The 23125-nt window shown below is 69.1% G+C and carries 19 protein-coding genes; 8 read left to right on the forward strand and 11 right to left on the reverse strand.

The window, feature by feature from the left end:
• Positions 1–124: 124 nt before the first annotated feature.
• A complete protein-coding gene (eccCa, locus tag ACZ4NB_RS23420) occupies positions 125–4084 on the forward strand; it encodes a type VII secretion protein EccCa (protein ID WP_467664410.1) in 3960 nt (1319 codons plus the stop codon).
• Between the two features lie 98 nt (positions 4085–4182).
• Here the strand turns inward: eccCa and ACZ4NB_RS23425 are convergent, their stop codons facing one another.
• Together ACZ4NB_RS23425 and ACZ4NB_RS23430 are read right to left on the reverse strand one after the other, a co-directional pair.
• On the reverse strand, positions 4183–4881 hold the full coding sequence (locus ACZ4NB_RS23425; RefSeq protein ID WP_467664412.1) for a WXG100 family type VII secretion target: 699 nt from the start codon (positions 4879–4881) through the stop codon (positions 4183–4185).
• Positions 4878–5186: a hypothetical protein gene (locus tag ACZ4NB_RS23430; protein ID WP_467664414.1), complete on the reverse strand. Its 309-nt coding sequence runs from the start codon at positions 5184–5186 to the stop codon at positions 4878–4880. Before ACZ4NB_RS23430 ends, ACZ4NB_RS23425 begins: the two co-directional genes overlap by 4 nt.
• A gap of 238 nt (positions 5187–5424) precedes the next feature.
• Here ACZ4NB_RS23430 and ACZ4NB_RS23435 point away from each other — a divergent pair, with 238 nt between their 5' ends.
• The gene (locus ACZ4NB_RS23435; RefSeq protein ID WP_467664416.1) at positions 5425–5829 is read left to right on the forward strand and encodes a hypothetical protein; all 405 of its coding nucleotides are present in this window, start codon (positions 5425–5427) and stop codon (positions 5827–5829) included.
• Here the strand turns inward: ACZ4NB_RS23435 and ACZ4NB_RS23440 are convergent.
• The gene (locus ACZ4NB_RS23440) at positions 5786–6061 is read right to left on the reverse strand and encodes a hypothetical protein (protein ID WP_467664418.1); all 276 of its coding nucleotides are present in this window, start codon (positions 6059–6061) and stop codon (positions 5786–5788) included. The genes ACZ4NB_RS23435 and ACZ4NB_RS23440 overlap by 44 nt on opposite strands.
• A 241-nt stretch (positions 6062–6302) precedes the next feature.
• Here ACZ4NB_RS23440 and ACZ4NB_RS23445 point away from each other — a divergent pair, with 241 nt between their 5' ends.
• The gene (locus tag ACZ4NB_RS23445; RefSeq protein WP_467664419.1) at positions 6303–8510 is read left to right on the forward strand and encodes an ATP-binding protein; all 2208 of its coding nucleotides are present in this window, start codon (positions 6303–6305) and stop codon (positions 8508–8510) included.
• Positions 8507–9838, forward strand: coding sequence for an SUKH-4 family immunity protein (locus ACZ4NB_RS23450; RefSeq protein ID WP_467664420.1), 1332 nt, complete (start codon positions 8507–8509; stop codon positions 9836–9838). The genes ACZ4NB_RS23445 and ACZ4NB_RS23450 overlap by 4 nt, the downstream gene beginning before the upstream one ends.
• A gap of 239 nt (positions 9839–10077) precedes the next feature.
• Here the strand turns inward: ACZ4NB_RS23450 and ACZ4NB_RS23455 are convergent, their stop codons facing one another.
• Positions 10078–10377, reverse strand: a complete 300-nt coding sequence (locus ACZ4NB_RS23455) for a hypothetical protein (RefSeq protein WP_430976736.1) — start codon at positions 10375–10377, stop codon at positions 10078–10080.
• Between the two features lie 661 nt (positions 10378–11038).
• Between ACZ4NB_RS23455 and ACZ4NB_RS23460 the strand changes: the two genes are divergently transcribed.
• Positions 11039–11374, forward strand: a complete 336-nt coding sequence (locus ACZ4NB_RS23460; protein ID WP_467664422.1) for a WXG100 family type VII secretion target — start codon at positions 11039–11041, stop codon at positions 11372–11374.
• A gap of 148 nt (positions 11375–11522) precedes the next feature.
• A complete protein-coding gene (locus tag ACZ4NB_RS23465) occupies positions 11523–12551 on the forward strand; it encodes a WXG100-like domain-containing protein (RefSeq protein ID WP_467664424.1) in 1029 nt (342 codons plus the stop codon).
• Positions 12552–12745: 194 nt separating this feature from the next.
• On the opposite strand, the gene ACZ4NB_RS23470 is transcribed toward ACZ4NB_RS23465, so the two are convergent.
• The 7 genes from ACZ4NB_RS23470 to ACZ4NB_RS23500 all read right to left on the reverse strand — a co-directional run bounded on the left by ACZ4NB_RS23470 (position 12746) and on the right by ACZ4NB_RS23500 (position 20438).
• Positions 12746–14107, reverse strand: a complete 1362-nt coding sequence (locus ACZ4NB_RS23470; protein WP_467664426.1) for a S8 family serine peptidase — start codon at positions 14105–14107, stop codon at positions 12746–12748.
• Between the two features lie 97 nt (positions 14108–14204).
• Entirely contained in the window at positions 14205–15851 is a 1647-nt protein-coding gene (locus ACZ4NB_RS23475; protein ID WP_467664427.1) for a WXG100 family type VII secretion target, read from the reverse strand.
• A gap of 62 nt (positions 15852–15913) precedes the next feature.
• Positions 15914–16225, reverse strand: a complete 312-nt coding sequence (locus ACZ4NB_RS23480) for a hypothetical protein (RefSeq protein WP_393493659.1) — start codon at positions 16223–16225, stop codon at positions 15914–15916.
• 3 nt (positions 16226–16228) lie between these two features.
• Complete coding sequence (gene mycP / locus ACZ4NB_RS23485; RefSeq protein WP_467664429.1) at positions 16229–17485, reverse strand: type VII secretion-associated serine protease mycosin; 1257 nt, start codon at positions 17483–17485, stop codon at positions 16229–16231.
• Positions 17486–17712: 227 nt separating this feature from the next.
• Complete coding sequence (locus ACZ4NB_RS23490; RefSeq protein WP_384442256.1) at positions 17713–18006, reverse strand: WXG100 family type VII secretion target; 294 nt, start codon at positions 18004–18006, stop codon at positions 17713–17715.
• 124 nt (positions 18007–18130) lie between these two features.
• Positions 18131–18454: a WXG100 family type VII secretion target gene (locus ACZ4NB_RS23495; RefSeq protein WP_384442253.1), complete on the reverse strand. Its 324-nt coding sequence runs from the start codon at positions 18452–18454 to the stop codon at positions 18131–18133.
• Between the two features lie 328 nt (positions 18455–18782).
• Positions 18783–20438, reverse strand: a complete 1656-nt coding sequence (locus ACZ4NB_RS23500; RefSeq protein ID WP_467664431.1) for a type VII secretion protein EccB — start codon at positions 20436–20438, stop codon at positions 18783–18785.
• A gap of 347 nt (positions 20439–20785) precedes the next feature.
• Here ACZ4NB_RS23500 and eccE point away from each other — a divergent pair, with 347 nt between their 5' ends.
• Both eccE and ACZ4NB_RS23510 read left to right on the forward strand, forming a co-directional pair.
• Positions 20786–22012, forward strand: coding sequence for a type VII secretion protein EccE (gene eccE, locus ACZ4NB_RS23505; RefSeq protein WP_467664432.1), 1227 nt, complete (start codon positions 20786–20788; stop codon positions 22010–22012).
• The gene (locus ACZ4NB_RS23510; RefSeq protein ID WP_467664434.1) at positions 22012–22851 is read left to right on the forward strand and encodes a hypothetical protein; all 840 of its coding nucleotides are present in this window, start codon (positions 22012–22014) and stop codon (positions 22849–22851) included. Before eccE ends, ACZ4NB_RS23510 begins: the two co-directional genes overlap by 1 nt.
• Positions 22852–23125: the final 274 nt, after the last annotated feature.

The raw sequence follows: 23125 nt of genomic DNA on the forward strand, positions 1-23125 counted from the left end.
CCGAGACTTGACGCTTAACAGTAGGATCAACGCCTGGTTCGGGCCAAGGACTTGGCTCGGGGGGACCGTCGAATCCAACGGGGGCGGTCCGAGACTGCGAGATGCATGAAGGACTGATGCCTCGGTGAGCGTTGTCATCGTCAAGCGCCCGCCCCGCGCGCTGCCACCCGAAGTCCCCTCGGAGGAGGTGACACTGGAGGCGCCTCCGGAGCTGCCGCGGGAAGGCGAATCGGAGAACATGCTGATGACCCTTATGCCCATGATGGGCATGGCGTCATCCGCGGGATTCCTGTTCATGGGCAATCAGCCGTTCATGAAAATCATGGGCGGCTTTATGGTGGCGTCCACTCTGGCAATGGCGATCGTACAGATCGTCAAAGCCCGCCAGGGGCCTTCCGGACAAATGCTTCAGGAGCGCCAGGATTACCTCAAGTACCTGACGCAGAAGCGTAAAGAGGTGCGGCGCACCGCGCGCAAGCAGCGGGACGCGCAGCTCTTCACGCACCCCGATCCGAGCCAGTTGTGGTCCATCGTGGCCGAGGGCAAACGGGTGTGGGAACGGCGGGCGACCGACCCCGACTTCGGGCAGGTACGCCTCGGGCTCGGGCCGCAGCAGCTGGCCACCCCGCTGAGGGCGCCGGAGACCGCGCCGGTCGACGAGCTGGAACCGCTCACCGCGCATGCGATGAAGGAGTTCCTCGACAAGCACGGGCAGTTGGACAACCTGCCGCTGGCGGTCTCGCTGCGCGCCTTCTACCACCTGACCGTCTCGGGCGACCCGGACACGGTCTACGGCGCCTCCCGCGCCATCATCGCTCAGCTGTGCACCCTGCACTCGCCCGAGGACCTGGTGGTGGCGGTCGTCGCCGCGCCCGGTGCGCAGGCCGAGTGGGAGTGGACCAAGTGGCTGCCGCAGGTCCAGGACAAGTCCACGGACGGCGCGGGCAGCCGCCGGCTGGTCGTCGGCGACCTCGGCGAGGTCGAGGAGCTGCTGGCGGACGAGCTGGAGGGCCGCGGGCGGTTCAACCCGCAGGGCACTCCGGTGACCGACACCCCGCATGTGGTGGTCGTGCTCGACGGCGGCGAGGTCCCGATGGACTCGGTGATCGCCGGCGCCGAGGGCCTGCAGGGCGTCACCATCCTGGAGGTCGTCCCCGGCGACCTGGACGAGATCCGCGGCGGTCTGGCCGTGCAGGTGTGGCCGGGCAAGCTGGTGCTGGAGTCGGCCAGCGGCGCGGTCTACCACGGCGTCTGCGACACCCTGTCGATCGCCGAGTCGGAGTCGCTGGCGCGTCAGCTGGCCCCGCTGCGGGCGGGTTCGGGTGCCGACGGCGAGGAACCGCTGCTGTCCGCGCTGGACTTCACCGACCTGCTCAACATCGGCGACGCCGGTTCGCTGGACGTGGCGCGTACGTGGCGGCCCCGGACGCTGGCCGAGCGCCTGCGGGTCCCGATCGGTGTCGACCGCGACGGCCAGCCGGTCATGCTGGACATCAAGGAAGCCTCGCAGCAGGGCATGGGCCCGCACGGCCTGTGTGTCGGCGCTACCGGTTCCGGTAAGTCCGAGGTGCTGCGCACCCTGGTGCTGGCGCTCGCGGTCACGCACTCCTCGGAGACGCTGAACTTCATCCTCGCGGACTTCAAGGGTGGCGCCACCTTCACCGGCATGTCGGAGATGCCGCACGTCGCGGCGGTCATCACCAACCTCGGTGAGGACGTCACGCTGATCGACCGCATGCGCGACTCGATCACCGGTGAGCTCCAGCGGCGCCAGGAGCTGCTGCGCTCCGCGGGCAACTACGCCAACATCACCGACTACGAGAAGGCGCGTGCCGCGGGTGCCCCGCTGGACCCGCTGCCGTCGCTGGTGATGATCATCGACGAGTTCTCCGAGCTGCTCGCCGCCAAGCCCGACTTCATCGAGATGTTCATCCAGATCGGTCGAATCGGCCGTTCGATGGGTGTGCACATGCTGCTCGCCTCGCAGCGTCTGGAAGAGGGCAAGCTGCGCGGTCTGGACACCTTCCTGTCCTACCGGCTGGGTCTGCGGACGTTCTCCGCGGCCGAGTCGCGGACCGCGATCGGTGTGCCGGACGCCTACCACCTGCCGAACGTCCCCGGTTCCGGCATCCTGAAGTACGACACCGAGACGATGGTCCAGTTCAAGGCCGCATACGTCTCCGGTACCTACCGCGGCCCGGGTGGCGGCGGCCGCAGCGGCCCCGGTGGCCGGTCGACGCGGATGCCGGTGCCCTTCACCGCGGCCCCGGTCATCGAGCAGATCATCGAGGAGCCGGTGGCGGTCGAGGCGGCCGAGCCGGAGATCGACGACGCGCTCGCCGACACCGTGCTCGACGTCATGGTCCAGCGGATGCAGGGCCAGGGCCCGCCGGCGCACCAGGTGTGGCTGCCGCCGCTGGAGGAGGCGCCGACGGTCAACCAGCTGCTGCCGACGCTCGCGGTCACCCCCGAGCGGGGCGTGCACGCGGCGGAGTACACCGCGCTCGGCAAGCTCGTGGTGCCGGTCGCGCTGGTGGACAAGCCGTTCGAGCAGCGGCGCGACGTGATGTACCTGGACTTCTCCGCCGGTGCCGGTCACGGTCTGGTCGTGGGTGGTCCGCAGTCGGGCAAGTCGACCCTGGTCCGTTCCGCCATCGCGGCGTTCGCGCTCACCCACACCCCTGCCGAAGTGCAGTTCTACTGCCTCGACTTCGGCGGTGGCGGCATGCTGACCATGGAGGACCTGCCGCATGTCGGCGGTGTCGCCTCGCGTCTGGACGCGGAGAAGGTCCGCCGTACGGTCGCCGAGGTCGTCGGCATCCTCAACCAGCGTGAGGAGTTCTTCCGGCAGAACAACATCGACTCGATCTCGACCTACCGCCAGCGGCGGGCCGCGGGCGCCTTCCCCGACGAGAAGTGGGGCGACGTCTTCCTGATCATCGATGGCTGGGCGACCTTCAAGACCGACTACGAGCAGCTCGACCCGGTGATCCTGGACATCGCCGCCCGGGGTCTCGGTTTCGGTGTCCACCTGATCATCGCCGGCGCCCGCTACACCGAGGTCCGCCCGGCGCTGCGCGACCAGCTCCTCAACCGCGTCGAGCTGCGCCTGGGCGACCCGATGGAGTCGGAGTTCGACCGCAAGCGCGCGGAGAACGTCCCCATGGGCAAGCCCGGCCGCGGTCTGTCCCCCGAGAAGCTCGACTTCCTCTCGGCGCTGCCGCGCCTGGACGGGATGAGCGACCCGGAGACGATCAGCGACGGCATCGCCAACCTGGTGTCGACGGTCAAGGAGCACTGGCAGGGCGAGCCCGCCCCCAAGGTGCGGATGCTGCCCACGATGCTGCGCGCCACCGATCTGCCCAAGGGCAGCGACTACCCGGAGCACGGGATCGCGATCGGTGTCGACGAGACCACGCTGTCCCCGGCCTTCATCGACTTCGAGACCGACCCGCTGCTGGTCATCTACGGCGAGAGCGAGTCGGGCAAGTCGTCGCTGCTGCGCCTGCTGACCAAGCAGATCGCCGAGCGGTACCCGTCCGACAAGGCGCTGATGGTGGTCTCCGACTACCGCCGCGCACTGCTCGGCGAGGTCCCGGAGAGCCATCTGTACAAGTACTGCGCCGCCGGTCCGCAGCTGCAGGAGGTCATCAGCGGACTGGCCGGTTCGCTGGGCCGACGGATGCCCGGGCCGGACGTCACGCCGGAGCAGCTGCGCAACCGCAGCTGGTACGACCTGCCGGACGCGTTCGTGATCGTCGACGACTACGACCTGGTGGCGACCAGCAGCGGCAACCCGCTGCAGCCGCTGCTGGAGTACCTGCCGTTCGCCCGTGACCTGGGTCTGCGCCTGATCATCGCGCGCAGCTCCTCGGGTGCCGGCCGGTCGTCGTTCGAGCCGGTGATGCAGCGCACCAAGGAGCTCGGTGCGCAGGGTCTGATCCTGTCCGCCGACCCCGGCGAGGGTCCGCTGATGGGCAACGTCAAGGGTCAGCCCCTCACACCCGGCCGGGCGACGTTCATCACCCGCAAGCGCGGTGCGCAGCTGGTCCAGACGGGCTGGCTGCCGGCCAACGGCCAGTAACCCGCGGCACGCACAACGGCGGTGGGGCGTCCCTCTCAGGAGGGGCGCCCCACCGCCGTTTCGGTGCGGGTGCCGGTGCGTGCCGCGCCGGTGAGGGGTCAGCCGAAGGCGCCGTGCTGGCCGGTGTCGGGCGCGCCGGGCGCCGTGTCCGGCTTCGCCGGCTCGGCCTGCGCCGCCTTGGCCGCCGCCGGTGCCTGCTCCGGCTTGGCCTTCGCGTCCCGCTCGCCGCCCGGCTCCGCACCGGCCGGCCGGGTCCGTACGCCCTTGGCGATGCCCTCGCCGCCGCGCGTCCTGGCCTCGCCGGCCTGCGCGGGTCCGAACGGGTCGGGCCCGTGCGCGGCCGTGGAGGTCTCCCACTGGTGCCGTACGGGCGGCCGCTGGCTCTGACCGCCGCCGCCCCCGCGCTTGCCGAAGGCGCCGCCGAGGCCGTTGGCGAGCTGCCCGAGGGCCATGAAGCCGTAGGCGGCGTCGCGGCCGGAGGTGGACGGCGCGTTGTTCGCGGAGTTGTCCACCGGGGGCGCGCCGTGCTGCTCGGCGGCCTTGTCGTCGGACTGCGCGGCGGCGGTCTCCAGGTCGGCCGCGGCCAGTTCGAAGGCGGGCAGCGAGTCGTCGACGGACCGCTTGAGGCGGTGCCACTCCGCGGCGAACGCCTCGCCCGCCGGACCGTGCCAGTTGGCCGCGGCGGCGGTGCCGACGTGCCGGTCCAGATCGCGCACCATGCCGTCGAGGTGCTTGCCCATCTCGCGCCAGCCGGCCGCCGCCTCGTGCAGCGCCTCGGGGTTGCGTCGCTCGTTCACTTGACGCTCCGCATCATCTCGACCAGGTCGTCCTCGGTCGCCTGCGTGTTGGCGACGGTCTCCTTGAGGCCGCCGCCGACCTCGGCGAGCCGCTGCTGGAGCTGGACGAGGGCGTGCTCGGCCTGCTCGTACAGCTCGCGGTGGGGCCGGGCCGCCTCATCGCCACCGAACCCGTCCCGCAGCGCCTCGGCATCCGCCCGCCTTCTGAATGCGGCCAGCTGCCGGCTCAGTTCTTCCGCGCGTATCTCGAAGGTCGCACCGAGCTTGTGCAACTCCTCCGTACTGAGCCGGACTTCGTCGGACATCATTTCTCCCCGAATTGAATGACAGCTGCCTGCCAACATCGCCTCAGGTCTAGCACACCCGCAATAGGCCCGAAGCCCGCCGTCGAGCGGGCGGCGGAGTGGGCGGGGAATGCATACCGAGCAATTTGCGGCATTACCGACAACCCCCGCCTTGACGACCCGTTCACACCCGTCATTAGACTCAGGACGCCGGTGCAGCACACGCGGTTGCTGTGCCACGACGTTCAAGGGGGCAGGGATGAGCAACGAGCGGCAGATCCAGGACGAGGACCTGATGGATGTCGCCCAGGACCCGGAGCAGGCGCACCGGCTGCGCAAGGCGCTGAAGGTCCTGGCGGACAACCCCAATGTCGGCGGCAAGCTCCAGGAGATGGCCCAGGAGGTGCTCTCGGGGCGCATCGGCATGAAGGACGCCATCCAGACGCCGGGCTACATGGACGCCATCGGTGACCGGATGACCGAGATCCGGCGGGCCGCGGAGAACCAGACCATGGCCGAGCGCGAGGAGTCGCGCGAGAAGTTCGCCGCCTGGCAGAAGGAGCAGGACGAGAAGGAGGACAAGGAGCGCGCCGAGCGCGACGCGCCGTCGTCCAACATCGTCACGACCCCGCGGCGCGGCGCCGGACGCGGGCACCGGCGCTGATCCCGGATACCGGCCGCTCCCGGAAATCGGCGTCGGCGCGGCCGATTCGGCCGGCACCGTCGTCGATGCCGTCGATACCGTCGATCCAGGTGGTATCGACGGTACGGCGGATTGCGCCCGATGCGGTTGATTCGCTCGTTTCGGATGATTCGCTGGAGTCGCTCGATTCGCTCGGGACGGAGGAACGCTGATCGCCGCCCAGGAAATTCGGGCGGATCTGCTTCCTTTCCACACCGAGCGGTCTCGATTTCTCCACAACGGGCCGGGAAAACGCGCCCCAGGGACCACCGGCAACCCGCTCACCCCCCACACCACCGGCACAACGCCCCCACACCCGCCCCCGCCTGCGTGTTCCAGTTCCGGAACAGAGACCCCGCCCCGTCCCGCGCACGCGCACCGGACCATAGGATCGAGGCGGTACACGCAGGAATCCACGAAGGTGGAGGGCGGGATTGATGGGGGACGAGGAAGCCATGAGCGCCTCAGAAGAAGGAAACGCCCGGGCGGCCGGCTATGCACCGCATCCGTACATCGGCGGCCGCGGCGCCGCGCTGCGCGCGCTGGCGGCGTGGCGCATGCGGTGGCCCGGTGCGCCGCGTGTCATCGTGCTCACCGGAAACCCGGGAAGCGGGCGTTCGCGCCTGATCACCGGCTTCCTGATGATGTGCGATCCCGACTACCGCAAGCGGCTGCCGCTGGACGACATGGACCCGGCCACGGTGCCCCCGGACCTGCCGGCGCCCGCCGTGCCGAGCCCCGGGGGCCGCACCGCGGCACAGGTCCTGTGGCTCCTCGCCGATCACTTCGAGCTGAGCGCCACGCGCAGCGAGGACGTCTTCACCGAACTCGCCGGCCGTGAAGAGCCGGTGACCATCGTGGTGCCGGACGTGGACCAGGCCGGTCCGGTGCGCGCCGCGAACGAACCGGCCCGCCTCATACGGGACGTGCTCAAGCCGCTCGCCGCCACCGAAACGGTTCAGCTGCTCGCCGAAGTACCGCGCGAGCTGGCCGCGGAGCTGACCGCGGAGCTGCCGGACGGCCAGGCGCAGATCATCGACCTGGACGCTCCCGAGTGGGCCGACCCCAAGGGCCTGGCACTGCACGCCGAGACCGCGCTCGACCCCGCTCTGGGGGCGCCGGAACTCCCGTACACCACCGACCCGTCGGCCCGCCGGGCGCTCGCCGCGGCGATGGCCGAGCGCGCGGCCGGCGACCGGTTGACCCTCCAGCTCGCCGTGCAGTCGCTGCTCATGCAGCCCGAGGGCTTCGACCCGGCGGACGCCTCCCTGCTGCCCGGCAGCGTCGGCGAGGCGCTCGATCTGCACGCCCGCCGGCTGGGCGCCGATCCCCAGGTCCTGCGGCTGATGCTGGCACCGCTCGCGTTCGCGGAGGGCGAGGGCCTGCCGGTCCGTTTCCTGGGGCGGCTGGCGAGCGCCCTCGCCGGACGGGACATGAGCCAGGACCTCGCCGACGGCATGCTGCTGGCGGCGCCGTTCGTCCAGCCGGTCGAGACCTCCGCGGACGACGAGGAGGCGGAGGAGGAGCCGGACGGGGGCGTCCCCGGAACCGGTTCCGCGGCCCGTCCCGACGACGGTGCGGCCCGTGCGCTGCTGCGTCTGATGCACCCCGCCCTCGCCGCGGAGATCCGCTCCGGGCTGCCGGACGTGCGGGACGCCCAGACCAAGATCGCCATGGCGCTGCTGGAGGCGGTGCCCCAGCAGGACTGGTCGCAGGCCGATCCCTACATCCGCGACCACCTCGCGGCACACACCCTCGAAGCCGGTCTGCTCCCCCAGCTCCTCACCGACCCGGGCCTGTTCGCACACGCCGACCCGGTGCCGCTGCGGGCCGCCGTCGAGGCCGTCCCGGCCGAACAGCTGGGCGCACCGGCCCGTACGTACCTGCGGACCGCTCCCCTGCTCACCCGTTCCCAGGCGTCGGCCACCATGCGCGCGGCCCTCCTGGAGACCGCATTCGTCGAGGACGGGCTGGCGCCGTACGCCCAGGCCCTGCACGCACGCGGCTTCGCGCTGCCGTGGCGGACGCTGTGGAGCGTACCGCTGGCCGGCGTGCGCGCGGTGACGATCGCCTCGCTGCCCCCGGACGGCGAGGGCACGGCGCCGGCGGACGCGGCCGGGGGCGACGGTTCCCCGGCGTCCGGCGGCAGCGCCGCCCCGCGCGCCGTCGCCGCCCTCCTCGTTCCCGAGGGCACCCCCGGTTCCCGTACGGTGCCCGGCGGCCAGGACGGCGGCCCGGCTCCGAGCCACGATCCGGCGCAGGGCGACGCGGCGGCCCAGGGCAGCGGAGAGGGGCAGCGCGGCGGAGTGGCCCTGCTGCTCCACGACCTGCACGCTCCGCAGTACCTCGACGCCGACCCCGCGCGGACGATGCAGCCCTCGGAGGAGGAGCGGGCGGCCGCGCCCTTCGCCCTCAGCCGGGGCGCCGACTACCTGCGGGTCTGGGACCGCGCGAGCCGGGAGGTGGTGGCCGCGCTGCTCTCGGACTCCCCGATCACCGGCGCCGATCTCTCCTTGGACGGAGTGCTCGTCGTCGCCACCGAGCGCGGTGTGACCGCCCGCCAGATCCTCGCGCCCGTCCCCGCCGCCCCCACCGTGCCGGCCCAGCGCCCCGGCACCACTGACGCCGACGCTCCCCACGGCCTCGAAGGAGACCACTCGTGATCACCCAGGCGCAGGCACACGCCACCGCCGCCCGCTGGCTCAACCCCGAAGGGCATCAGGGCCCGCCGCGCGAGGTGGCCATGCAGGAGTTCGACCTCGGCTGGGTGGTGTGGGCCGTACCGCCTCCCCCGGAGGTCGACCCGCAGACCGGGCAGCGGCGCCCGCCCGCCGAGATCGGCACCGCCTGCGGCGTCGTCGACCGGGCGTCGGGCGAGCTGACGGTATGGCCGTCCGTACCCGTCGACGAGGTCGTACGGATGTACCAGCAGAAGCACGGCGGCGGCGCGGGCACCGCTCCGGCGGAACCGGCCCGGCCCCCGGTCACCGGCCCCGGCAACACCGCCGTCGCGACCTACGACGATCCGTCGACCGGCGAGGAGACCAACCTGGCCAAGGTCTCGGCTCCCGGGCAGCCGCCCGTCGAGTTCCAGCTCCACGACGAGCTGCGGCGGCTGGGCGTGAACCCCGCGGACGTCCGCGCGATCCACACCGACCTGCGGCCCGCCCTGCTGCCCGGCGGCTACCCCGGCGACTTCATCCTCCGTACGTTCCCGAACGCCGCCTTCTCCTGCACCGAGGGCTACGGCATGCGCCCCGAGGAGCGCGCCGAGGGCATCGCCGGGCTGCTGCGGCACGTCGAGATGATGCACCAGATGGCGGGTCGGCAGGCGCCGCCGCGTCCGCACCGGCTGCCGGTGCCGGAGCACGTCGAGGCCGCGCCGCAGATGCGGGACGTGGCCCTCGGCAAGCACCTCGTGGAGGTCTTCGGACCGCAGGGCGTGAGCCGCCCGGACGCCGACGACATCGCCGCCGGGCAGCTGCCCGAGGCCACCAGGAACACCCTGGTCTGGGCCGGACTGCCGGCCGCGGTGCCGTACTTCTTCACCGCGGACCGCCCCGACACCCCGCCCCCCGGCGGGATGTTCACGGACGTGGCGTCCTCCCTGCGCGAGACCGGCACGGAGGCCCGCGAAGAGGCCCTGACCACGCTCGCCGGCTACGTCCGGCTCGGCACCGACGGCCTCTACACGATCGCCGTCCAGTGCGTCGCGCCCGAAGCGCAGCAGAGCATGGTCGGCACGATCTGGGCCGTCCAGCCGTCTTCGGGCGGCGGCCGGTTCGTCAACCGCACGCTCTCCGCGTATCTGCGCTCGCTCGCGCTGCTGGTCACCACGCGTCGGGAGATGCAGGGGATGGACCCGCTCGCGGCGGGCGCGGCGGTCGCCGCCTTCCAGGAGCAGATCGCCGCGATCGACTCCTGGGCACTGGACGACCAGGGCAACTGGTGGTCACTGGTCATCGAGCAGATGTGGCACGGGCTGTTCTGAGGCGCTGAGACTCTGAGGCGCTGCTGGGGCACTGCCGGGGCGCCGCCGAGTGCCCGGGCTCCGAGTTCGGGCGCCGGGGCCGGTTCGGCCGCGCGGGGCGAGTTCTCCGGGCGGCCGAACGGCGTCCGCGGACGAGTCCGGCCGAACGGCCGATGCGTACGAGTCCGCCCGGACCGCGGACGAGTCGACGCGAGGTCTGCGTGTCAGTGTCAGGAAGGGGGCGGCCCCGCCGCCGGCCCTCAGGGCAGCAGCAGCCAGTCCGCCGCGAGCGCGGCCGCCAGCCCGATGCCCAGCAGCCATGTGCCGAGCCGGGTACGCCCGTTCCGGCTGAGTTCGATCACCACGCCGCAGAGCACCAGCGCGGCTCCGTACACCCCGACCACCAGGACGGACGTACGCGAGGCCAGGCGCACCACGAGCACCGCCGCCATCGCCGCCATCAGCACTGAGGCCAGGACGATGCGTATTCGCCTCGCCTGACGAGGCGTCAGCCCTACACGACTCTCGGGAAGGGGCTCTTCACTGCCGGGTGCATCCATGAGCGGAAATGCTACGGGACAAGTGATCGTCCGCGCGTCCCCATCCAGCCGACCTCTCCCCCGGTGGACCGTATGCCGACGGGACATGCGCGCCACCATCCCGGAAATCCCACCCACCACATGGCCCCACTGCACCCAGGCCGAATTCCCCGCCCCCACACCCCGAACATCAATGCGTCGCGCCGACACCCCAACCGGCGAACACATCTCCCACGCCCGACTGACCCCACATCACAGCCGGCAGGCCCCGCTTGATCACCATGCCCGGTCACCTACCGGCGCGACTACTTGATCACGCCCTGCCACCCTTCACGCGCCGTGCGCGCCCCACCCGCCCGCACATCACTTGCGCATCACCCACGGACGCTCTTTCCGCACACCCGCGATTGACCAACAACGCACCAATACTTAACCTGCACCTTAAGCATGCGGTCGAGGTGTGCGATCACCCACTCTCCACCCTCCCACCGGCGCAAGATTCACCAATGCCCCCAAAGCCATAGGTGGGCCAATTCCCCAGAAACTCATCGGTATTGACGTGCCGGGATGCCCACACACTCTCCACACTCTCACCTTGACGCGCCCGCATTCAGATCACCTAATGTGGGAGTATTAGGGTCGCGCCAAGAGTCAGCGCGCGACAGGCTTGAAAACGGGGGCAATGGTGGCAGCAGGCAAGGCATTTGACGTCGATCCGGATGTGCTGCGGACACAGGGCAACGCCTTCGTCCACATCGGCGACGATTTCTCGAAGGCATCGAAGAAGCTGCAGGACGATCTCGAAGCCCTCGGCAGCCCCTGGGAAAACTGCGACTTCGGCGACCTCTTCGAAACGATCTACACGCCCATCAGGGACGGGATGTTCACGTCGATGGACTCCCTCGGTGAGCGCCTCGAAGGTATCGGCGACAAGCTCCAGCACATGGCCAGCACCTACGCCGAGTCCGACGAGCAGGGCATCCACACCATCAGCGCGGTCGGCCGCCCGGCCATCTGACGCCCGGTCCACCGCACGCGATTCCCACGCGAGCCCCTGAGCCCGACGCGACCTCCCGGCTCGCTCACTCCCACTCCCTTCTCCGCCCCATTCCCGCCTTCGCCGCTCCACACCGCAATCGGCAATAACCGCACGGGGGACGATCACTGTGTCATTGACGCTGCCAAGCGAGGTAGCCTGGGTCCTGGACCTGCTCGGCTACAACTGGCCGGACGCCGACGAGGACAAGCTCCATGAATGCGCCCAGGTCTGGCGCAACTTCGCCGAGTCGGTCAACCAGGCATCCTCCTCGGGCTCTTCGGCAGCCAATGAAGTACTCTCCGCCAACTCCGGCGACGCGATCGAGGGCTTTGCCAACGAATGGGGTTCGTACTCCGGCGGTGGCGACAGCGGGGACAACTACCTCCGTGACGCCGCCGCGGCGGCCGAGATTATCGCCGTCGCCTTCGATGCGGCCGCCATCGCCGTTCTCGCCGGCAAGATCGCGGTCATCGTCCAGCTCGTCGTCCTTGCCGCCGAAATCATCGCCGCGCAGGCCGCCGCCCCCTTCACCCTGGGGCTTTCCGAACTCGGCGCCGCCGGCGCCACACAGGCGACCCGCGTGATCGTCCGCCAGATCCTCGACAAGATCAAACGCGAGGTCATGGAGGCGGCCACCAAGGCCATGGAACACGCCACCATGGACGCCATCAAGAAACTGGCGAAGAAGGCCGTCTCCAAGGAAGCCCGCAAGATGGCGGCGGACTACATCAAGACGACCGTCAAGGAAACCGTCAAGGACAAGGTCGTCACCCAGGCCAAGGAAATCGCCCGCGACAAGATCGTCGAAGAGGGCAAGGCCAAGGCGCAGGAAGCCGCCACGGAGATGGGCCAGAACGTCGCCCAGCAGGGCATCGAAAGCCACTTCGGCGCCCGCGACGGAATCGACTGGGGCGAAACCGCCGACATCGGCAAGAAGAAGGCCGGCGAATACGTCGACGGCGTCAAGGAAGGTGCCCAGGAGTACGTGGACGGCGTCACCAGCCTCGCCGATCCCGGCACCTACGTCGACCACGCCAAGGAAGACCTCACCAACCGCGGCCTGGACGCGGGCCAACGCCACGTCGACCGCCGAACCGGCGGCGCCGCCACCCGCCACCAGGGCGTCACGGACGAGGTCCGCTCAGTCTTCGGCTGAACAGGAGCCCCCGCGCCCAGCACCCCCACACCCAAAATGGGCCCCAGGCTTATCGCCTGCGGGCCCATCGCGCTGCTCTGAACTTTTCACTCAACACAGGTGGGACTCGCCGTCACAAGAGTGGGGCCGCAGTCCATGACTGCGGCCCCACACCTGGTCACTGCACGTTTCTCATGCTGCCGACCGCACAGACCTCACTGCCCCGGAGGCTGCGTGGGCGGCGCCGGCGGATAAGCCCCCGGAGCGCCGGGCTGCTGCTGATACGGACCCGGCTGCTGGTAGGCACCCTGCTGCTGGTACGGGCCACCCGGCTGCGGCGGAAACCCGACGCCACCGCCAGGTCCACCGAACCCACCGGGCGGCGGACCGTTGCGGCCGTTCTTCTTCTGCCGGACCACGACGAGGACAATGATTCCGACAACTACGAGAACGCCCACCGCAATTCCCACGATGGCGCCCATGCCAAGACCGCTGTCCTTCTGGCTGCTCGCCTGCTCGTTTCCGCTGCCGGACGATCCTGCGACAGTCGCTCCACCGGTCGCCGTGGACGGCTCCGTCTTGGGAGTCTTCAGCGGACCATTCTTGGAACCGGCCGGAATGTCCTTGGTCAGCGCGCTGTACGGCTTGATGAATCCGTAACCGTAGTGCGGGTCAGGGAGCTTCATTCCCTCCTTACCAGCCGGGAGGCCAGCCGTCTTCACAAGGCGGTTAGCAATCTGACCGGCGGTGAGGTCGGGGAACTTGGCACGGAGGAGCGCGGCGGCACCGGAGACGTAGGCTGTCGAGTCAGACGTACCATTGGCCAGCACATACGGCTTGTTAGCTCCTGCGGACCGAATGAGCGTTCCAGGTGCGGTGAGCATAGTTGCCGGGCCGTAATTCGACCCTTCCCACACTTTGCCCGCCTTGTCGACTGCACCAACAGCAACTACGCCGGGGTAGGCTGCCAGCTCGCCAAGGCGCCCCCGCCCGTCGTTGCCCGTACCAGCCACGACGAAGACGTTCTTCTTGATGGCATAGGCAAGGGCCTCCTTCTCTTTCTCAGTGAGAACAGGAAAGGTAACCGACAGGTTGATTACCGACGCGCCATTGTCGACAGCGTATCGCAGCGCCTCGGCCAGACTATCGCCGGCGTTTGGGTCCGGCACGTCATCTTCGGCAGGAATCGCCACTGGCAAGATCTTGGCGTCGGGGGCCAGCCCCTTTACGCCCTGCGAGCCGCCAGCACCATGCCCATGGCCTGCAATGATGGAAGCCATCGATGTGCCGTGATTGTTCAGGCTTTCTCGGTTAGCGGGCCCACCCTTTTCGATGTCCTTCCCCGGAAGGACATTGCCTTTCAAGTCAGGGTGGTCCGCGTTCACGGGGTCATCGATCACTGCGACCGTGACGCCTTTGCCCGTCGATACCTTCCACACGCTTTCGGCGTCAAATGCCTTCAACGGCCACTGATCATTCCTGATCTGATCCGCAGAAGCAGCCGGGGCGGAGCCGAAGAGCAGCGCTCCCGCCACCACCGCGCTGCCGACCGCACGCAGCGTACGCGTGAAGCTCATGCCGTTACACCTCTCCCTAGCAAGGTGGGGCCCGCAGCCCGAGGACTGCGGGCCCCACTTCGATTCCGCCGTGTGTCGGATCGCGACCGACAGGGTCCTACTCGATGACCTTGGGCGCCACATTACGCTCCGGCGTCCAGGTCTCCTCATCCTCTACCAGGTAGTCCGGACGCTGTCCGTTCTCGTTGGCCTTGTCCTTGCCCTTGGCGCCGTGAGCACCGGCTCCGCCCATCATTCCAGCCGGACGGCGGCCACCTGCGGCGCCCTGCTGCGTACCGCCGCGGCTGCGGTGCAGACCCGAGCCTCCCTGCGTACCGCCCCCGGCCTTGCCGGCCTTGCCGCCGATGATGCCGCCCTTCTGGCGAGCGAGTGCGCCACCCTTACCCGCGCCCGCGCCCGCGCCCTTGGCGCCACCCTTGGCTCCGGCTCCAGCAGCACCAGCCATGCCCGGCATACCGCTACGGCCACCACCACGGGCGCCCGCTCCAGCACCAGCGCCACCGCCCCGTACGCCACCGGCGCCGCCGCCCCGGACGCCACCAGCGCCACCGCCCATGCCCGGCATACCAGGGGTGCCGATACCCGGACCCGAGCCACCGTGGGCACCGCCGCCGCCTGCGCCCAAGCCACCGGTGCCTACACCGCCACCGACGCCGCCGCCACCGACGCCTCCGGTACCGAGACCGGTGCCCCCTGAGAGGCCATCAAGTCCGGTACCCACGTGAGGTGCGGGGGCCTTGGGGATGCTTCCGATCCCACCGTCAATACCGTTGGGGCGCGGCGCCTCCATTGCCGGCGGAGTCGTGTACCCGCCGCCCTTCATGTCCGGCATCTTCGGCATCGAAGTGCCGCCCTTCGGGCCGGACGGAGGCGGGCCATACGGGGCGATCGGGGGGATCGGCATGTTGGGAGTGTCGTGGTTCGGAACCTCGTCTTGGACACGGCCCCCGCCACCGCCCAGCGGCGGCTTCCCCATAGCCGTGACACCCGACCGATAGGTCGTCGCCAACTGCTCCATGTAATGGGCAGCCTCAAGCTCGCGCTCCCTGTCGATCGACAGGTTGCCGCGATTCCTGTTCATGGCGTCGTAGATGGAGTTCTTCGGGTTGGCCAGGTCGGCGTTCAGCTGCGAGTCGTCCCGACCGTCGCCGGCGCCCATGAGCTTGGCCGCGCCGCCGACGATCAAGCTCCCGCCCGGGAGCATCGAGCCGATGGCGCCGGCCTTGCCCGTGTCGGAGTGTGCGAGGTCGTTGAGCCGGTCGGCCTTGCGCTCCAGCCAGCTCGGCTCCTCGACGGCCTCGACGGCCTTCTTGACTTCCTTCAGCCGATCGCTGATCTGCTCAAGGACGTAGCCGGTGTTGTGCGGGTACGCCGCGAGCTTCGCGAAGTTGTTGCTGATCTTCTGCGCCGAGGCCGCGAACTGGTCGGCGGACTGGCCGTGCCAGGACTGCAGGACCTTCGTCACCGCATCGTCGAACTTCTTCTTGATGCCGCTGTTCCAGTCGTCACCGACGAGCGAAACGCGGACCTTCTTCCACCCCTCGGCGACATTGCCGACCTCGCCCGGGTCGGCGCCCTCGACCAGCGCCTTGACCTGGTTCAGCCTCAGGTTGGTGAACTGAGGCCGGCTCTGGCCGACTTCATAGCTTTCCTCCGAAGCCGCACCCGAGCCCTTGGGCGCCGGCTCAGGCTTCTTCGGTACCTCAACCTCTGCGGGCTTGAACTCAGCGTCCTTCGCTGACATCTGCTGTCCCCCACTCCGTCATCGAACACGTTCTCTCTGTCACTACGACCAGCCCGCTGACGTCACTTCATGCCGACGGTGTTGTCCGCCTCGGCGTCCTGGTACGCGCCCCTGACCTTGGACGACTTCTTGCCAAACCGGTCGACCAGGCCCTCGACCATGTCGATCAGCCGCTCGATGTCGCCCTTCATCAGGTCGTGAGCCTGATACAGCTGCCCTTCCTCCTTGAACCCCTTCCCCAGGGACCCCTTCGGCAGGTAGGTGCTGTTCTTGGCAGTGCTCTTCGAGTCGCCCATCTCCTTCAGGACATGGTTGAGCTCCTTGATGACCTGGTCCAAGGCGTCCAGATCAACGCCGTACTGCCCCTGAGCCATGGCTTATGCCTCCCCGTGTGTTCTCAAACCAGTCTTTCGACGCCAGTCGCGGAGCGCGATGGCGGTGCCAACTACCGTGCCGACGGCGAGAAGTCCACCGCCGACAATGTAGATGGAAATGCGGGCACGCCGGTCCTCGGGGCTTTCACCGATGGTGACGGCGGCCGGGTGGATATTGGAGCCGTCAGCCACTTCGGAGGGCTTGTCCGGCTGCGGTGGGGCGGTGGGCTCGGTGTCGTCGTTGAGGGCCGCCACCGGGTCGACCACGCCCCAGCCGATGAAGTCGTTCCGGTCCCGGTTCACGCGCTCGGCGGTCTGCTCCAGGTGCCAGATGAGCTGCTGCGGGCTCCAGTCCCGGTGCTTCGCCTTCAGCAGGGCCGCGGCTCCCGTGACATAGGGCGCGGCGAAGCTGGTGCCCTGGTCGACGCAGTTGCCGCCGTCGGGGACCGTGGAGACCATGTCGACGCCCGGTGCGGCGATCTGGACGAACTTTCCGGACTGGGAGAAGGGCGCGCGCTCGTTGTTGCGGTCCGAGGCGGCCACCGCGAGGACGTTGGTGTAGTCGTCCGAGTAGGCGGCGGGGTACATGCTCTTCTCGCCGCCGTCGGCGCCACCGTTGCCCGCGGAGGCGACGATGAGGACGTGGTTCTTCTCGGCGTAGCTGACCGCTTGCTCAAGGGTGGGCAGCAGGGCTCGGTTGGCGCCGGTTCCCTGGGAGATGTTGATGATGTCGACTTTTTCGTCGACGGCCTTCCGGATGGCCTTGGCGAGGCTGTCGGCGGTGCCGGCCTTCTCCTCCGAGGTCTGCTGGTACGGAATGACCTTTGCCTCGGGCGCGATCCCGTAGAAACCGGAACCCGCAATGGGGTGGGCGGCGATAATGCCCGCCACCTTGGTTCCGTGGCCGACCTTGTCGTCGGTCGGCTTGCCCTTGACGAGCGAAATGCCGCCGCTGCCGATCGCGCCTTGGAGCTGTTTGTTGCCCGCATCGATACCCGTGTCGATGACCCCGACTCGGATGCCCTTGCCCTTGGTGGATGCCCACATCTGATTGGTCAGAAGGCGCTGCAGCGACCAGGGGGTCTCTTTGATGTTGTCGGCGCCGAACTTGCAATCACCGCTGTTGAGCGGCACGTTCTCGTCCGCGACCGCCGGCGCGGCGGTGAAGTTCGTCAGTCCGACAATGCACGCCGCCGTAACCAGTGCGCCCGCCGCTCGGCGACGGTGCCCGGTTCGATGACCAATGGCGCGAGATCCCACGGGTTGTCTGCTCTCCATGTGTGGCGGAATAGGCGGGGCGAGGGGTGGGGAGAAGAAAGTGAATAGACGGCGGAGAATGAGGTGAACGGGTGGAGGTTTGATGAGGCGGAGTGCGGACGGCAGAAGGGCGAGCGCACTGGTGCAGCGCGCTCGCCCTCATTGACCACTGTGCGAGCCTTCGGGGCTGCTCAGCCGATCGCCATCCGTACCTGCGCTAGGCGCGAGGTTCAGGCTCCCCAGATACCGGAGTTCTTGTGCTCGGTCGCCTGGTAGTTCTGAGCGGCCTGGTCCAGCGCCTTGGCGATGGCCTCAAGCGTCGAGTGCAGGGAGGCAGCGCGCTGGTCCCACTCGCGCTGGCGGGCCTGGTAGCCCTCCTGCGCCGCACCTTCCCAGCTGGCGGCGATCTTCTTGACGCCCGCCTCGAGGTCGTCGAGCTGCTGGCGGATGTTGTTGGCCGTACCGCGCACGTCGGAGCTGGCCTGCGAGATCGTCGCGAAATTGACGAGGATCTGGCCTGACATGGTGTCTCCTCAGGAGTTGATGATGCTGGTCGATTCACGTACCGCAGCGGGCCGGCGGCGCTACCGCCGACTGGCCCGCACTGCGGCGACTGAGCCGTGCGCCGCGGTCAGCGACGCGGCCCCATCATCCGAACGGGGAAGCCGATGCGGAGATGTGCGTGATCGACTGCGCCTGCTCCTCTTCGGAGGCGGAGTAGTTCTTCGTGGTCTCGTCGATCGCTTCCTTGATCTCACCCAGGAGCTGGTTGAGACGGTTGGCGTCCTCGTTCACCTGCGACTGGAGCTGGTTGTACGAGGAGGCCGCAGCACCCTTCCACCCAGACGTGATGGTGTCGACGACCGTGTTCAAGCGCGAGATCTCGCCCTGGATCGACTGGTTGACCGAGGAGATCTTGCCGCTGAACGCGACCATCTCCTCCTCGGTGGTTGTGTACTGCTGACCAGCCATAGTCAACGTCCCCCATGAGACTCGTACGTTTTCCGCGCCGCACCGGCTAGCCGGCTTGCGTGGTCGGCATCTCCTGCTGACGCCTTCGACCACTTTAACCACTCCGCACCCTTGTCCCCAACAGGGGGGCGGGGTCTTGTGACGGGATCACAACATTGTCAACTCCCGGCCCAGTTAATGCCGTTCGGTGAATTCGGGCAGATGCGGCGCTATCGGTCGGATCTGGAAAGTCGCCGACATAGAGAAGATCGCCGTGAGATCCGCTGCCGCCCTACGGCAAGAGGCCGCGCCGAAACCCCTGAACGGATTTCGGCGCGACCTCGGCCCGTCACGAGGACTGCGGCTTTTTGGCGCTGTTGACGTCCAGCGCCGGGCCCGCGGAGAGCAGCTCGGACCAGGTCTTCTGGATCAGCGGCGGGTGCGCTCCCTTGTAGCCGAGGTGGAGCTGCGACTGGCCCTGTTCCTGGTCCGCCTTACCGGCCTTGTTACCGCCGTCGTTGTTCTCCGGGATGGAGTAGCGAAGGCCGGTGTCGGTGACCAGGAAGAGGCTTCCGGACTTGGCCGAGGGGGCGGACACCTGCCGGTACAGCAGGCCGCTGCCGGGGGTGACGTACGAGCCGGCGCCCGGGGCGATCTTGGCCGGGTAGTCCTTGCCGACCCAGGTCTGCATGTTCGGCACACCGTTGGGGTGCCCGAGCAGCTTGTTGGCCTCGCCCGGAAGCTTGGTGTTGGTGCCCTTGTAGACGCTGCAGGAGACACCAGCGCCCGTGGGCGAGCCCAGGCCGCCGGACGACTCGTTCTTGAAGTCGTTCGCGGCGGAGACGACGTCGGTCGGCCACGGCATGTCGATGTCGGTGCTCGGGATCTTGCCCAGGAAGGACTGGGCGCGGCCGGAGTCGTCCTGCTTCGGCGAGATGCTGGAGGTGGAGACGTTCTCGGCCTTCAGCGCCCCGCCGCCCGCGTTCATGTCCTTCGCGTTCTGGCCTTCGAGCAGGAGCTTCGCGACGAAGTTCGACACCTTGTAGACGCCGTCGGCCTGGACGACGTACTTCTGCTGCCCCTCGTTGGTCTGCAGCACCGTGCCGATCGTCTGGAATTTGTCCGGCACGCCCATGGCGACGGTCCGCTTACCGGCATTCGCGATGCGGGGCATGGCGATCGGGACCGGGCTCTTGATGAGTGTCGCCATGAACTCCGCGGTGACCTTCTGCGGTTCGGCGTTCTCCCCGAAGATGATGCGCTGGAGATCGAGGTTGGTCTTCTCCGGGCTCTGCGCCGTCGCGATCTTTCCGCCCAGCGTGGCGTCGAACTCGAAGGCCATGCCGTACTGGTCGACCAGCCACCGCTTGCCGTTGGGGTCCTCGACGTAGAGCGCCCCGTGCAGGTCGAGCTTGCCCTTCTTGGGGTCGTCGACGAGTTCCTTGTCCTTGCCGGCCAGGACGAACACCGCCTGCTGGGGCTTGCTCTTCTCACCGCTTCCCGGACGGTCGCACACCGCCCAGTACTTCGGCTTGTCCACGTCCTTGGCGGTGGGCAGCCGGTCGGGCGCGTACGGAATACCGATGGCCGGGCCGTGCGCGAGCTTGCCGTCCAGCTCGGATTCCTTGACCTTCACCACGTTGAACTTATCGGGATTGAGGAGGAGCTTCGCCGATGCGAGGTTCAGGACGGGGTGCAGCAGTTTGTGGCTCTGGCCGTTGGAGGGGTCCGTGTTGGGCAGCACCACATAGCGCGTGGTGGAGTCGCTCCCCACGAGCAGATTCGACCCGACTTCGTCCCACCCCTGCGGAGCAACCGGCTTGATGATGCCGCAGGCACCGAATCCGACCAGAATCAGGACGCCCACCACGATGCTCGGCACGACTGCCTTCAGTGGTCTGGGAGCGCTTTCGATCGAACCGTTCGGCAGCGGCTTCAGAAATGCCGCATTCGTGCGCTTTCGAGCGAACGAATACGCATTCAGCTCGTCCCGACGTGATGCCATTGTTTGCTTTCTCTCCCCGCGTGTTGGATCCACATCGAACCGCCCCCGGCACTCACGCCGTAGCGCCCTCTACTATGCCGTGTGTCGATCGACCCGTACGGTACGGGTGCCACCTTCCAACGCACCAGTCTCAGCGGCGGCCGATACGCCTAGAGGCCCACATCACCAGTAGAGGAGCAGGCCGGGGGATGTCCAGCGCCACCAGGGCTCGACGCCGCAATGGGCGGCAACAGCAGCAACAGCCTTCCGCTGCACCGCAGAATGCGGGAAATGCTGGCCAAAACGGCACAGCGCAGGGCAATAGAGGAAATGGCGGCCGGGGTTCCGGAGCCCGCCCGGCCGGTCCGGTGGCACCGCGACTGCGCCAACAGGCCGGAACGATCGGCGGAGTCCGCGTTCAGCAGCTGGCCATCATCGAACTCGCCGCCGCACTGGTGCTGGTCGGCTGGACGATCCACCCCGCCGCGCTGACCGCGGCCATCGTGGTGGCGGCCCTGCTGGTCGTCTTCGCGCTCGGCCGGCGCCGCAAGATCCCGCTGCCGGAGTGGATCACGACGGTGCGCGCCATGAAGCGCCGCGGCAAGGACAGCACCGCCGCGCTCGCCGCCACACAGGGCGTCGACCCGGCGCTCGCACCCGTCGTGGAGTGCGAACCGGCGCTGCGGACCTACGAGTACACGACCGAGGCGGACCAGCGCGCCATCGGATTCGTCGGCGACGGCACGTTCCTGACGGCCCTCGTGCAGGTGGACGCCCGCGACGAACCGCTGCGACCGCAGCGCGGCAGCCACATGCTGCCCCTGGAGGTGCTGCACACCGCCCTCGACATCGAGGACATCCACCTAGAGTCGGTGCAGTTCGTGCAGTACACCCAGCCCGCGCCGGCGCCGCACCTGCCCGAACAGGCCGTCGCGGCCCGTTCGTACGCGCCGCTGCAGGCCCAGTCCCAGACCCCGGCCGTCCAGCTGACGTGGATCGCGCTCAAGCTCGACCCGGAGCTGTGCTCGGAGGCCATCGAGGCCCGCGGCGGCGGCATGGAGGGCGCCAAGCGCTCGCTGCTGCGCGCCGCGGACCAGCTCGTCAGCCGGCTGACCGCGCACGGCGTCCGGGCCAGGGTGCTCGACGAGCGCGAGGTCGTGGCCGCGATCGGCACCGCGGTCTGCGTCAGCCCGCGGGCCGCCAACGGCGCGATGGGGCGCGACGGCCGGGCGGCCCGGCGTACCCAGGAGACGACCCGGGCGCTGCGCTGCGACGACCGCTGGCACTCCACGTACTGGATCGGCCGGTGGCCCCAGCTGGGCCAGGGCGGTGCGCCGTTGGCGGCCGTCACCCAGCTGCTGACCAGCACCCGGGCGATGGCCAGCACCTTCGCGCTGACCGCCACCCACGGCGGTGGCCGCGCTCCCGCCATCACGGGCTACGTCCGCCTTTCCACCCGCAGTGAGAACGAACTCTCCGCCGCACAGACCGAGTTGGAGCGCCGTTCGAGTTCCGTGAAGGTCGGGCTGGTACGTCTCGACCGCGAACAGCTGCCCGGCCTGCTGGCCACGCTCCCCCTCGGAGGTACCCGCTGATGGCCTCTCCCACGTATCAGCCCCGCGCCACCAGCGACGGCTGGCGCAACCCCCCGCTGGCCGGCGCCGGCGGCGCCCGCCGGCTCAACCACCAGCCGCGTCCGGAAGAGGACGAGTCCGGTCCGACCGGTCCGAAGCTCCGGCCCGGCTACGGCCTGCGCGGTCCGCGGCGCAGCCCGCACGTCCTGACGGCCGAGTCGCTCGGCGCGCTGACGCTGCCGGTCGGCGACGACGGCGTGATCATCGGCATCGATCCGCAGAACCAGCCCGCCGTGCTGAGCCTGCTGCGCCCCGCGCCGATGGAGATCGCGCTGGTCGGCAGCATGTGGATGGCGCAGGTGCTGGCGCTGCGCACGGTCGCCATCGGCGCCCGGGTCGCGGTCGAGACGGCGCGTCCGCCGGCCTGGGGCCAGATGGCGCAGAGCGCGGGCGGCGGGCAGCAGTGCGTGTCGGTGCACGACGTGCGCCAGATCGCGCCGCAGGGACCGTCGGTTTCCAGCCCCGTGCTGGTCATCCGCGACATGGGTGCGCGTCCGCCGCGCAATCAGCTCGCCCCGAGCCCCTGGCAGTCGGTGCTGACCGTGCTGCCGTTCCTCGGACCGCGGTCGCCGCAGATGCTCGGCCGCGCCGATCTGGTCGGTCTGCAGCGGCTTTCGCCCGAGGAGGCGGAGGTTGTGACGCGAATCATGCGACTGCCGGAGCAGGTCGGCGCGGTGCTGCCGACACTCAGCGACAACGCCATGCTGTGGTGCTCGCGCGACGGCAGCCATCAGTTCGTCATGACCCAGCCGACGGAGGCGGAGACCAACCTGCTCGGCGGGCCGCGCCGTATGGACTGACCGGCAGCGCGGGCCGGTTGCCCCCGGGCGCCCGGCGCTCCGCACACCCAACCGGCCGCGGGCACACACGCACGGGCGCATCCGAGGATGCGCCCGTGCGTGTGTGCCGAAGGGGCTTGAAGACGACATGACATCGACTGCCGTTATGGGCCGACTGTTGATTAGGCTGTAAGGGACAGCCGCAGGAGCACGGCACGACGGCAGTCGACACGGGGATGGAGACAGTTAGTGTTGGCGCAACCCCGGGTGGTGTGTTCCGACTTCCGCTACACCC

This window comes from Streptomyces sp. NPDC026575, assembly GCF_055567415.1.